This is a genomic window from Streptomyces sp. NRRL F-6676 (genome assembly GCF_000725625.1).
Taxonomy (GTDB): domain Bacteria; phylum Actinomycetota; class Actinomycetes; order Streptomycetales; family Streptomycetaceae; genus Streptomyces.
Window position 1 is genome coordinate 1 of record NZ_JOHS01000046.1, and the last position, 12,969, is coordinate 12,969.

Genomic DNA, 12,969 nt, shown 5'->3' on the forward strand with positions numbered 1-12,969 from the left:
AGAGTTTGCCGGGTCCGGGTGGGTTGGCGGTGGGGTCGGCGTGGGGGTCGAAGCGTTCGGTGTGGAGGGTGGCGTGGGGTGCGTGGGGGCGGAGGTGGAACCAGGCGCCCTTGGTGACCGGTTCGGTGACGCGGGGTGCGGGTTCCTGGTTCCTGTTGGTGGGTGCGGGGCGGTGGCGGCCGTCGGGCTGGGTGCTGGGGGCGTCGCCGGCATGCCGGGGCGCACTCGACGTCGTGTTGGTGTGCGGGAGCGGGGGCGCGGTGGTGGCGTTGTAGTGGTCCCGGTCGGTGTAGTGGACCTCGATGACCCGGTCGGCGGTGGGTGGGTCGACACGGACCACGCTGCCGGGGCCGGTGCCATCGGGGTTCGGGGACAGTACCTCCACGCTCAGGTCCAGGGTGTCCGCCAATAGGGGCAGGAACATCTCGCCCATGTCGGTGCCCCACGCCGTGTTCCAGTTCCGCACCGTCGCGATCGCCTGCGCGTGCTCCGCGTCGGTGAAGGGCGCGGGGCTGTCGACGTAGCCGGAGGTGAGCACCAGGCGCAGTTGGTCGTCGGACAGGTCGTTCAGCGCGGGCAGCCGTCCGGTGTCCCGCAGATGGGCGAACATGTGCGGGACGCCCGGGTCCGCCGGGCCGGTCACGCCGTCCTCTCGCAGCGCGGCCCGGTAGCGCGGAGACACGTCGTCGAGCTGGTCCGGCGACCTCACCCCGTCGATGCCGTACTGCTGGAGAGCGGCGAGGAGTTGGGGCCGGTTCATCGTCGCCGTCCGCGTGGTGAACGTCCTGAGCATGCTCTGCCGGGCCTGGCCCACCACGGTGTGCGGCAGCGGACGTCCACCGTTGTGTGCGTCGCGGAGCCGGTTCTCGGCGAGCGTGCGGAGGAGGTCCGACGTGATGGAGAGCTGGCGCCGGCCCGGAGTGCTCGGCGAGTCGATCGTCGCCATCGCCTCCTCGATGAGCGCCGCGCGCACGTCGTCCGGCCGGCTCAGCCAGGCGTGGGTGCTCGGTGAGGCGCTGCTCAGTCCGGGCAGCCGGTCGCGGACGCGTGTGGGGTCGGTACCGATGAAGCTGTAGAGCAGGCACCGGCCGTCGCCGGGGGTCAGCACGGTGTGGCCGCGCGGCTCCCGCACCTGGAAGGGCTCCGGTGCGGGGGGAGTGGCCGCGGTGCCGTCCCCGGCGGTCGTCTCCTTGGCCTTCCCCTTGCCGTTGTCCTTGCCCTTGTCCTCGTCCTTGCCGTTGTCCTTGCCCGCGTTCTTTTCCTGGTCGGACGTGTCGTTGTTCTTGTCGGTGTCGTCCTTCTTGTTGGTGTTGTCGTCCTTGCTCTTGTCGTGGGTGTCGTCGGTGTCGCCGTCGCCCGGCGGGTCGGTCTTCGGAGGCCCGGGGGGTGTCGACTCCGGGACGGTGATCTCGGTGCCCGTCACGGAGTGGTCACCGGTGTCCGACCCTTCCGGTGCGACGGAGCTCAGGTCGCTGTCGGAGCCGTCGTCCTGCCCGGGGGCCGGGAAGTTGCCGGTGGAGGGGTTCGCCTCGCGGGGCACCCCGGAGCCCGGCCAGCGCGGGGCGGTGGCGGCCAGCGTCGTGCGCGAGGTGGGCAGGGCCGGGGGCGCGGAGGACAGCACGAGTGCCGTCGCGGGCGACAGGTAGAGCTGCGCGACGTTCCGCCAGGAGTCGGCGTCGTCACGCCGTGTGGTCGCGGCGGTGACGTCGGAGTCGATCTGGTCGAGCTGCTGCTGTGCCCGGTCCTGGGACTCCTGCGCGTCGTCCCGGACCAGGGCCTGGTGGCCGGCCAGCCCGCGTTTGCCGTTGGCGTCCGACCGCAGGTCGTTCGCCGTGGTCCGTACGCCGGGGAGCTGCGCGCGGGCGTCGTTCAGCGCCGGCTCGTCGCGGGTGAGGACGGCCTCGGTGTCCTGGAGGTCCTTGCGGTCCTGCGTCAACTGGCCGCGTACGTCACCGAGTTCGGTGGTGAGCCGCCGTACCTCGTCGGTGGCCGCCTGGATCTGCCGCTCGAGCCCGGGATCGACGGTGGGGGTGGCGTCGGTGTCCGGCGTGGGATCGGTGTCCGACGTGGGGTCGGTGCCGGACGCGGGGTCGGTGCCGGACGCGGCATCCCCGCTCGGCCCCTTCGCCGCCCGATTCTGGAGGTCGGTGAGGTGGTTCCGGGCCGCGTCGAGTTCGCCGCCCAGGCGGATCTCCCGCTGTTCGCCGTTGTCGATGGACGCGGTCAGGGGCGGGATCTTGGCCCGGGCCTCGGTGACGGACGTGGACAGCTCGCCGATGCGCTCCGTCAGGTCCCGCAGGTTCTGCTCGGCCACGTCGGCGGCCCGCTCGGCGTCGGTGGCGGCCTGGTCCGCCTTGTTCGCCGCGTCCTTGGCCGCGTCGAGCCTGTCGGTCGCCCGCGTCAGCGACTCCACCGCGTCCGTCCGCAGGCCGTGCAGCTCGTTGAGGTCGGCGAGCGCCTGCTCGTGGTCGGCCGTGGCCGCGTCGAACCGGTTGGCCACGAAGTCGAAGTCCGCCCACGCCCGGTCGAGGGCGGGATCGCCCGTCGTGGTGCCGGACGGCGTCGCCCCGTCCGTGCCCGGGCTCGTGTTGGCGACGAGCGTGCCGTCGGGGTTGAACGACCAGACGCGCAGCCCCTCCGGACCCCGTGTGACCAGCTCCACCGGGTGCCCGGTCGAGCGCGCCGTGCGGGAGGCGCCGTACAGGGAGAGGGCCAGCCGGGAGCTGTCCGGGTCGGTGCCGGTCGCCACCCAGAACTGGTAGCCGCTGTCCTTGGGGTCGACGCCCCGGGCGAGGGCGGCCGGCAGCTCCCGCAGCGGGGTCGACGCCCACTGGTCCGGGGAGGTGCCGGGCCGGTTGGCGGCCAGCAGCGCCGGCAGGTCGTACACCTGGGCGACCGGCCGGGGCGGGGTGATGCCGTGGCCGAGCGCGTCGCGCTCCTCGATGCGGAGGGTGGCGGTGCCGGTGACGTGCCGTACGCCCTCGGGGCCCGAGACCTCGATGTGCACATCGGCGCGCACCTCGTAACTGTGGGCGCTGCGCCCCTCCTTGGGCACGCTGGTGCTGCCGTTCTTGAGCCAGTCCCGGCGGGTGCCGGACACGGTGCCGCCGAAGTTGCTCGGATCGGCGGGCCGTTGCAGCACCGGCGGGGTGGCGCCGAGGAGGTTGCGGTCGGGGTCGTCGGCGCTCAGCACGAACGGCAGGGACACCCCGGTGGTGGTGTCGCCGCCGGAGAGCGTGCTGCTGTTGTCCAGGGTGATCCGCAGCCGGTCCAGGGTCACGTCACCGCTGTTGGTGACCACCCTGGGCCGGTACAGCGACACCGTCAGGGTGGGCCGTTCGTCCGGTTCACCCTCCAGCGGGAACGCGCCCGGCATCGACGGCATCATGCCGCCGACCTGACGCGGGTTGTCCAGCGACACGGTGCCGGCCTGGAGCATCTCGCCCAGCCGCACCGACGCGTTCTCCTCGGAGGTGGAGGCCGGCCGGGCGCGCCAGCCGCGGCCCGTGGCGGGGTTGGTCTCCTCCAGGGCCGTGTACAGCTGGTCCCAGGCGTCGAACCCGTACACCGGGGTGCTCCCGGTGGGGTGGAACAGCTCCTGCTCGCGCAGCGGGGGCGGCGCGGTGCTGTGCGTACGCCGGGGATCGGACGCGGACACCGAGGGGGCCACCGGCGGACGGGAGGAGTCGCCGGTGGCGGCGTCGGCCGCCTCGCTGCCGGTGAACCGCAGACTCACCCGGGCCGGGACCCGCGCCTGGTCGCCGAGCGCGCCACTCAGCGTGCGGCTGATCCAGCTGCGGGTCCCCGCGTCCGCGTCGTCCCACGCCAGGAAGCCGCGCTGGACGAGCGCGCCCACCACGTTGGGCGGCCAGTCCGTGACGAGGGAGGTGCGGACGGTGGCGGTGAACTCGTACTCCAGATCGTCGAAGTCGGCGGCGCTGTCGGTACGCAGCCAGAACCGGTCCTCGGCGGTGTGGTTCCGTTTGTCGATCTTGCTGGTCGCGGAGACCAGATGGAACGAGGGACCGACCCGGTCGGTGCGCTCGTCGTCGTGGGGCCGGGTGAAGCGGGCCATCGGGTTGAAGGTGTAACGGTGCTGCCGGCCGACCGTGTCCGACGTGGACACGCCCGACGCCGTCTGCGAACCCCACTGCTCCATACCGGACTTGTCGGTGGGCACCGAGGTGCCGCGGATCTTCTGCCGCTCCTCGCGGGTGGAGGTGGGCCGCGCCGAGAGGGTCACCTCGACCAGGGCCGCCCCGCCGAACCGGTGGTGCCGGAAGGCGAACCTGGTCTGTCCGTTGCCGCGCCCGATCAGCGCCCGCTTGCCGGACACGCCGGTGTGGTCGGCGAGCAGGGCGGCGACGCCGGACAGATAGGAGGCGTGGCCGGGCGTGGTGGCGCCCGGCGCGAACCGGTCCACCAGCTGCCGTACCTCGTCGTGGAACCGGTTGCGCTGCTCGACCGGCCTCGGCCCCGTGCTCAGCTCGGTGACCGAGCTGACCGAGGCCAGACCGAGGGTGCCGTCCTGGATGTACCGGCTGGGCAGCGGCGGCTCCTGCTTCTCCTCGGGCTCCTTCTCGGGGGGCAGCCCCTGGACGCCGCCCATCCACCGCCGGTCGCGCCGCAGCTGGTTCTCGGTCATCAGGAACTGCAACCCGTCCGGCACGTCCACCGCGAGGGTCACGTCCCCGTTGGGGCCGACGCCCACGGAGTTGGCGAACACGTTGCGGTTGCCGGAGCGGACGGTGAGGAGATAGGTGACGTCCGCCGTGACCCGGTGCTGGTGTCCGGCCTGGGTGGGCACCCGGTTGGTGACCGTGGTGGACGTGAGTGTCTCGGACTTGTCCGTCTTGCGGTCGTACTGGTAGCGCCCGGACGGGCTGAACCGGGACGGCCGGCCGCGGTCGGGGCCGACGGGCTGCGCCGTGGACGGCGAGCCGTCCACGCCCGGGCTGGGGCTGGTGAAGAACTGCTCGCCGTCGCCGTCGCCGTCCTGCCCCGAAGCCGGACGCGGCAGGTTGTTCTGGGTGAAGGTGCCTCCCACGCCGAACTGGTGACTCTTGCCGAACCCCTTGAGCTGCTGCGCCGAGTCGGCGGAGGAGATGCCCGTCTCCAGGTACTGGTTCAGGCTGTGCGTCAGCCGGGGCGTGTGGGCGATCGCCCGGATCTCGACGGAGACCTGCCGGTCGGAGCCGAGCCCGGGCAGCGTCAGCCCCTCCAGCACATAGGTGCCGCCGAAGAGCTGGTGGCCGCGGGCGGTCAGCGACGCGGGGGAGAGGGAGGTGGCGCGGGACTCGGCGGCCACGGTGGTGGGGTCGGCGGCGGAGTTGCCCGTCAGCGAGGTGGTGAGGAAGGTGGCGAGCCGGTTGAAGGCCCGGGAGACCGGTCCGGGAACGGAGGGAGTGGCGGCGGGCGCCGGGGTGTTCGTGTCCGTCGAGGTGTCCGGGGTGTCCGGGGTGTGCGAGGTGTCGGACGGGCCCGACGTGTCGGACGTGGGCGGAGCCGTCGGTATGTCGCCCGTGACGATCCGGCCGAAGCCGTTCTGTAGCGCCCCGGAGCCGCGCACCACGTCGACCAGGGCGTCGTCCGGTATGCGCACGACGTCCGGCCGGGGCGCGCCGTTCTCGTCCGTCATCCGCAGCCGGTCCAGGTCGAGCTGCGAGACCGGGCGGACGGTGAACGGCCGCTCGGCGGTGGGCTCGTTGGTGGTGTCGGTGGTGGACGCGCCCTCCGTGGCGGGGACCGCGAGGGGCAGGGTCCGCCCGTGCGGCACGGCCAGCCGGACCGTGCCCCGCACCCCGTGGTACTCCGGATCGGGGCCCATCTCCAGATCGTCGGGGGCGTGCGGTACGGGCTCCGGGGCGCCGAACCTGATCCGCGGTTCGGCGCCGGGGCCCTCGTACAGGTCGAGCGTGAGGAGCGCCGGCACCTCGAACACGTGGGTGTCCTGGTCGCCGGTGCTGATGAAGAACTGGTCGTGGCCGACCGTGGTGGCGGTGGTGTTGCCGAGTGTGGTGTGGCCCGTGAACTGGTAGTCGCCGGTGCCGCTCGCGGTCCAGGTGCGTCCCGGCAGCGGGATGGAGGGGCCGCCGCCGAACCCGCCGCCCAGCCCGTAGGTGTTGCCGAGCTGCCCGTTGCCACCGCCCGCGAACTGCGTCACGCCCTCCACCTGGATGCCGGGCAGCACCCTGGCGTGGGTGACCGGCCGCCCCGGGTCCCGGGCGGCGCCCAGGACCAGCCGCACCCGGCGCCGTCCCGTCACCGAGGGGATCTCCAGGAACAGCGAGTGGCCGCCGTCCACCATGGAGTCGGTCGCCGCCCGCAGCCCCAGCTGGGACCGCAGCTCCCGCAGCCGCCGCAGGTTGTTCAACTGCGCCTGCACCAGCGTCTCGTCGGGCAGCATGCTCCGGGGGGTACGGGACGAGGGCGGCAGCAGACCCTGGTCGCGCAGCCAGGTCTCCGCCTCGTCGAACAGCGTGTCCGCGTGGTTCACGCCGAGCGGCGCGGTCGACTGCCCGATCGACTCCAGCGAGTCCAGCTCCCGCGGCAGCCGGCGGACCTCGTCCTTGGCCTTGTCCGGCGCGTGCCCCTCCGCGTCCGCGCGGCTGAGCACCCGCAGATCGAGACCGTGCGTCCAGGTGCCCGGCGCGTAGGTCGCCGTGCTTCCGTCGGGCCGGATCAGTGTGAGCGTGTAGGTGACGTCCGTCTCGGTCAGCAGATGGCCGCGGTTGGTGCGCACCGCGTGCATCGCGGCCGCGAGCGAGCTGGTGCCGAACGCGTTCTGCGCCGCGATGCTGGCGCTGCCCTTTCCGGCGAGACTGCCGCCGACGCTGCCGGTGGCGTCCGGATGGCCCTGCCGGGTGTCATGGGTGAAGGACGGGCCGATGCTGCCGGTGAAGGCGACCCCGCTGTTGAACGCGGTCTTCTGGTCGTTCTTCACCGTGTTGACGAGGTGGCTCTCCAGGTTGATCTTGCCGTCGATGCTCTTGGCGACCCGGTTCCGCGGCGCGACGACCGCGTCCAGCCGCACCATGCCGACGGCCCGGCCGTGCGCGTCGGTGAGCACCGGTGAGTACAGCCCGCCGTCGAGCTGCATGGGCAGCGTGCCGCGCAGCACCGGCTCGGACAGGAAGTCCGCGAGCTGGGAGGAGGCCGTGGCGTCGAGGTCCGTGCGGAACTCGTGCGCGGCGCCCTCGTACAGGCGGCGCGGGTGCAGGACGGAGTCCACGCCGAAGATCGGCAGGGTGCTGGGGTGCGCGGCCTCGGGCAGTGCCTGGGACGGGTTGTCGTGCGCGTCCACCAGATGCTGCGGGAACCAGATGGTGAGCGGGCCGTGCTGGGCCGCCGGGCCCCAGTCGTGCGCCGGGTCCACGGGCGGCGCGACCGTCGATCCGGGGTCGGGAGCGGTGTCGGCGCCGGTGTTCGGGTCGCTTCCGGTGGTGGTGGGCGGCGCCGTCGGAGGTGCCGTCGGGGGCGCGTCCACCCGCACCTGCCAGTCGCCGGTGAAGTCGTAGGCGCGCGAGGGCTCGTTGCTGCGCTGGGCGCTGGTGGTCTGCACGACGTGGGTGACGGTGGTGGAGCCGTCCGCCTGGTTGTGGGTGAGCGTCGCGCCCAGCGACAGGTCCACCGCGCGGACCGGGCCCGCGTGCTCGATCGGCAGCGAACCCGTCCACGGCACCGGAAGGGTCGAGAACGTGCCGGACTGCTGCGCCGAGACGCTCTCCCGGGTGCCCTGGCCGCGCCGCTCCACATGCTTGTCGGGGTCACTCGTGTCAAGAGTGCCCTGCCGTGCGGAGGGCCGCCTCTTGCTCAGCGCCAGCCGTACGTCGACGTCCCGGTCCCTGCCGTCGACGCGCAGGGTGATCCGGTGACCGCCCAGACTGCGCAGATACGGCAGATGCAGCGCCATCCGCTGGGCCGACAGCACGTCCTGGAGCTGCGTCAGCACCGGGTCGCCCTCGGCCGGGTCCGGCCGGTTCAGCGCGGCGATCACCTGGCGGTGCACCGCGTCCACCACGTCCGGCGAGATCGGGTTCACGTACACCAGGCCGACCTGGCCGTCGTGACGCCGTCCGTAGCCGCCGAGGTAGGAGGGGCGCCGGCCGCCGTCCGGCTCCGGTGCGGTCGTGGTGTCGTCGGGCGATGTCACGGTGATGGTCGGTATCACCGGCGTGACGGTGTCCGCGGGCGGGTCCTGCGCAGGGGGCTGCTCGGTGTCCTCCGGCGGGGGCGGCGCCGCGGAGGTCGTGTCGACGGGGGCCGGAGGCGGGGCCGGCGTGGTGTCGGTGACCGTGTCCGTGGTGGTGTTCGGGAGCGGAGCGGGCGGGTTCCCCGTGCCCGGGGCGGGCAGGCTCGACGAGGTGGTGATCGGCTGAGGGACGTCGGCCGGCGTCGGTTCCGTCGTTCCGGTGCCGCCGCCGCGGACCCGGACCGGGAGTCCGAGGTCGTTGCGGAGGCGGTCGGCGAGACCGACTGCCGGGAGTCGGCGAGCACGGGGTGCAGTTCCAGCGGCAGGACCAGCCCGGCCGCCGAGTCCCAGGCCTGCCGCACGGTGCCGGGATCCAGGTCCGGCCGCGACTGGGCGAAGTCGTCGTAGGAGTTCTGCCACAGCCGCTGGGAGGCATGGGACGCGACGGTGTCCAGGCCCTCCGGCCATGGACCCGGCCGGTTCATCAGCACCTTCACCTGGTCCACGGGGTCCAGCCCGCTGTCGGCCAGGGACACCCGGCCGTCGCCCAGCGCGAACTGCGTGTGCAGATCGGGGCCGACGGTCACTCCCGCCGCGGTGACGTCGTCCCGGGTCACCGTGATGTCGGGGCCCAGCTGCGCCGGCAGGCCGTCGGGGAGGTCGTCGGCGGTCACCTGCGAGGCGATCCACTGCCGCTGTGTCGCGTCCCGCTGCACGACGGGGGCGGGCGCGGGGTGCGGGGAGGCGACGACCGGGGCGTACGGGTCGACGCCGAGGTCCCGCAGTCGGTCCACGGTCCCGGCCAGTTGCTGCCCGGCCTGCTCCGCCCGCTGATTCGCCCGGTCGAGTGCGTCGAGGTCGCGGCTGCTTCCCTCGCCGTTCTCCACCCGCGTCCGGATCCGCTCGGCGTCGTTCGCCGCGTCGGTGAACTCCCGTACGGCGTCGGCGTGCCGGTCCCGCGCGTCGGCGACGTCCGTGACGTCGGGGTCGGACGACAGCTCCGGCCCCTTGCCCTTGCCGGTCACACCCTGCGGGGTGTTGGTGTGCGTCGGCGTGCCGTGACTGGTCGTGGCGACGGGGGCGTTGATGCCGGACGTGTCGTCCGTCGCCGTGGTGCTCGGCGTGTCGTCCCTCGTGCTCGACGTGCTCGACGTGCTCGTCGTGTCGTTCGTGCTGGACGTGTCGTCCGTCGTGCTCGTCGTGCCGGTATGGCTCGTCGTGCTCGGTGTATCGCTCGTCGTGCTGGACGTGTCGTCCGTGCTGGACGTGTCGTCCGTGCTCGACGTGGCGTCCGTGTCCGGTGCCGAGTGGTCTGACTGTCCCGGCGCGGGCGTCCGAGTGCCGGTGCCGGTGCCGGTGCCCGTGCCCGTGCTCGTGCCCGGCGTCGGGGACCCGGTGGATCCGGTGGACCCGGTCGACCCCGTCGGCCCGGTGGACGGCGAGGTGTGTGGCAGTGGTGCGCCGGTGGTCGGCAGGGGTGCGCCGGTGGTCGGCAGTGGTGCGCCGGCGGTGTCCTCGGGGCCGGGCGAGCCCTTGGACTGGTCGGTGTCCGGACCCCCGGTGTGCGCGGCCGTCTCGTCGTCGCCGAACAGACTCTCGGTGTCCGTGTCGCTGTCGTTGTCGCCGAGGGGCCTGTCGAAGACGCTGTCGGTGTCGGTCTCGGCGTCGCTGTCGTCGAACAGGCTGTCGTTGTCGACGTCGTCGTCGAAAAGGCCGCTGTCGTCCTGGGTGCCGCCCGGCCCCTGCGAGGTCGTGGACCCGGGCCGTACCCCGCCCCCGGCCGGGACCGTCCCCCCGTGCGGGGCGCCGTTCCCGGGCTGGGAGGCGCCGTTCCCGACGTGCGGCGCGCCGTTCCCGGTGTGGTCGTCCCCGGTGAGGCCCTGGGACGCCTTGGGGCCGGCACCGTTGACGTGCACCCCGTCCAGATGCCCGCCGTCGAGATTCACGTCGCCGAGCTTGACGTCACCGAGGTCGACGTCGTCGAGGTCGACGCCGGACGGGCCGCGACCGGTGCTCCCGTTCTCGTCGAGGTCCAGGTCGTCGAGGCCGCCGGACTGCGTCTTCGGGGAGCCGGTCCCCGGACGGTCCTGGCTGCCGCCGCCCGTGGACGACGTGCCGCCGGGCGGCGGCGTGAGGGAGGGGCCGGGGCCGAGGTCGGGGGAGTCCTTGCCGTCGCCGGGGTTGTCGGACGAGTGGCCGGAGGAGGAGTCGTTGTCCTCCGAGCCCGGGATGTCCGTGCTGCTCGTCGTGTTGACGTTGGGCGGCTTGTTGATGTTGAACTTGCCGCCGAACGCCGCCGCGCCCTGGCCGAGATGGCGTTCGCTCACCGAGCTGAGGCCGCCGCCGAGGAACGTCATCGGCCCCTCGGTGGGGAAGTGGAAGATCGCCGCCGTCGCCTGCTCGCCGAGCGCCTCCGCGCCGCCCTCGGCGAGGAAGTGGTGGATGTCCTCGCCCAGTTCGTGCTTGAACCGGTCGATCGGGGTCGGCTTCGGCTTCGGCACCGGGGTGAAGTCGGGCGTCGGGACGGTGTTGGGTCCCGGACGCGGCTTCGGCTCCGGCGTCGGGTCGGGCTTCGGCTCGGGCGTCGGGTTCGGCTTGGGTTCCGGGCCGGGCTTCGGATTCGGGTGCGGATGGGGCTCGGGCGTCGGGTTGGGCTTCGGCTTCGGGTTGGGCGTGTGGTTGTTGAGGTTGTTGTCGAACTTGTGGTTGAACTTATTGCCGTCGCCGGTCAGGTCCTTGAACAGGTTGCTGTTCGTCAGGTTCTTGAAGTTGTTCTTCAGACCTTTGAGGATGTCGTTCAGGAACCCGTGGAACAGACCGGTGAACGCGCCGAAGACACCGTCCTGGATGATCTGGTTCCAGTCGAACCCGTCCGGCCTGCGGCCCTTGGGCGCGCCCAGCATCATTCCCAGCCGGACGGCGAAGGTCTGGAACGCCTCCTCGAACATCTCCGAGAGGCTGGGCAGCGCGTGGCTGCGCTTGAACAGCCACTGCATCACCGTGAGGATCGCCACCCGGCTGCGCGCCTTCGCCACGGCGGCCTGGCTGGAGGCGGTGCCGCCGGTGAAGATGGACAGCGCCATGATGATGGCGAGTTCCAGCAACAGCGTGATCAGCTCGGCGATGATCTGCCACTTGGCCTCCATGATGTCCATGGAGGACTGCGTGCGGGACTTCTCCAGGTCGTCGAGCTGCTTGGCGAAGTCCTGGAGGTAGTTGACGCCGCCGTCGTCGAGGAACATGTGCATCGCGCGCACATAGTTCGCCCCGACCTTCGGGGGCAGGGACCGGCCCACGCCCCCGGCGGTCGCCCCGATGACGTCCGACAGGTCCCGCATGCGCCGGGCCAGCCGCCCGTACGGTTTGCCGTTGGCGTAGGCCATGTCCTCGTCGGCCTGGAGCATCTTCTCGCCGATCAGCACGAACAGCAGATTGTTCAGCTGCGGCGAGACCTGGATGCTCATCGGTGGAGGACCGGGCCGTCAGCGCTTGCCGCCGTGCGAGCCGCCGTTGTTGGTGTTGATGCGGGAATCATTGATGGCGTCGAGCACGCCGTTCTGCGTGCCCACCACGCTCTTGGTGTTCGCGATCGTGCCGTCGCCCGCGCTCACCAGCGCGTGCACCAGGGCCTCACCGGCCGCGATCGAGCCCTCGCGCTGCTCCTTCTCCTTGGGGATCATCTGCTTGGCGTAGCTGTCGGACTTGCCCGGCCAGCCGGCGGTGGCCGACACGTCGGCGACGAACTCGCCGAACATCTCGTTGGCCATCTGGCTGATCAGCTCGATCTGCCGGGTTCCGGCCATCAGCGCGCTGGGGTTGGCGAAGTACGCGTTCTCCGTCATCGTCCTCAGTCCTCCGGATCCTCGCTGATCTCGTCGCGGAGCCGGCCGGATCCGCGACGCCGGTCACTCTTCGGGCCCTCCAGCACACCGGGCCCGAAGATCTTGTTCCAGTCCACGTCGAAGCCACTGAGCTCGGGTGCCTCGGAGTTCGGTCTGGTGAACGGTTCGAACGTCGCCATGACCTTGCGTGCCATGCGCGCCCGCGCCTCCTGAACCGCCTCCAGCACACTCGCCGCCAGCTGACCCGCGGGCATCGTACGGTACTTGTCGTTCAGAAAGGTCACCGATGTCAGATCGCCCTGTGCGGTGACGGTCACCTCGACCACGCGGTCGGCTGAGCGCACCGTGGCCTCCGCATGGGCGAGCTGGCCCTCGGCCCGGGCCACCGCGGCCTCGGTCGCCTCCAGTTCGGCCATGGCCTTGGCCAGCCGCTGTTCGATCGACTCACTGTCCACCGCGCACCATCCCCCTGTCGCCTTCTCTCTGCATCCTCGACTGCCCCGCGCGGTGACGGACGACCGTGTGCCGTCCGTCACCGCACGGAAGGGGCCCGTCAGCGGCCGAGGACCGCGGGCGCACCGCCCTCGTCCGTGCCCCAGACGTCCTCGTCCTCGGTGAGCCAGGCATCCCGGGCCCGGTCGCCGCTCTCCGTGGAGCGGCCGTTCTGGCCGGCGGCCCCGGGGCCGCCCACCGGGAACGGGGCGCTGGAGGTGGTGGGCCGGGTGTACACGACGTCCTCGTCCTCGTCGACGCCCGCCGCCCTGCCTCCCCGGCCGTGCCGGGTGCCGGCGCCGGTGGGGTCGGTGAGTACGGCCCGGGTGCGTTCGCTGTTGCCGCCCTGGCCACCGCCGCCGCCCATGCCGCCCATGCCCGGCATGCCGCCGCCCATCCCCATCGGGTTCATGGGCGTGCCGTTGCCCGCGGTGGTCTGCGCGT

The 12,969-nt window shown here is 72.4% G+C and carries 3 protein-coding genes and 1 pseudogene; all 4 read right to left on the reverse strand.

The window, feature by feature from the left end; translation table 11 throughout:
- Nucleotides 1–8,170 (reverse strand): annotated as a pseudogene (locus IO29_RS24245) (hypothetical protein); the annotation flags it as partial.
- A complete protein-coding gene (locus IO29_RS38620) occupies nucleotides 8,167–11,655 on the reverse strand; it encodes a WXG100-like domain-containing protein (RefSeq protein WP_051848699.1) in 3,489 nt (1,162 codons plus the stop codon). The gene IO29_RS38620 and the pseudogene IO29_RS24245, both read right to left, overlap by 4 nt.
- Nucleotides 11,656–11,673: 18 nt before the next feature.
- A complete protein-coding gene (locus tag IO29_RS24250) occupies nucleotides 11,674–12,033 on the reverse strand; it encodes a hypothetical protein (RefSeq protein ID WP_030381576.1) in 360 nt (119 codons plus the stop codon).
- A gap of 5 nt (nucleotides 12,034–12,038) precedes the next feature.
- Entirely contained in the window at nucleotides 12,039–12,488 is a 450-nt protein-coding gene (locus tag IO29_RS24255; RefSeq protein ID WP_030381577.1) for a YbaB/EbfC family nucleoid-associated protein, read from the reverse strand.
- Nucleotides 12,489–12,969: the final 481 nt, after the last annotated feature.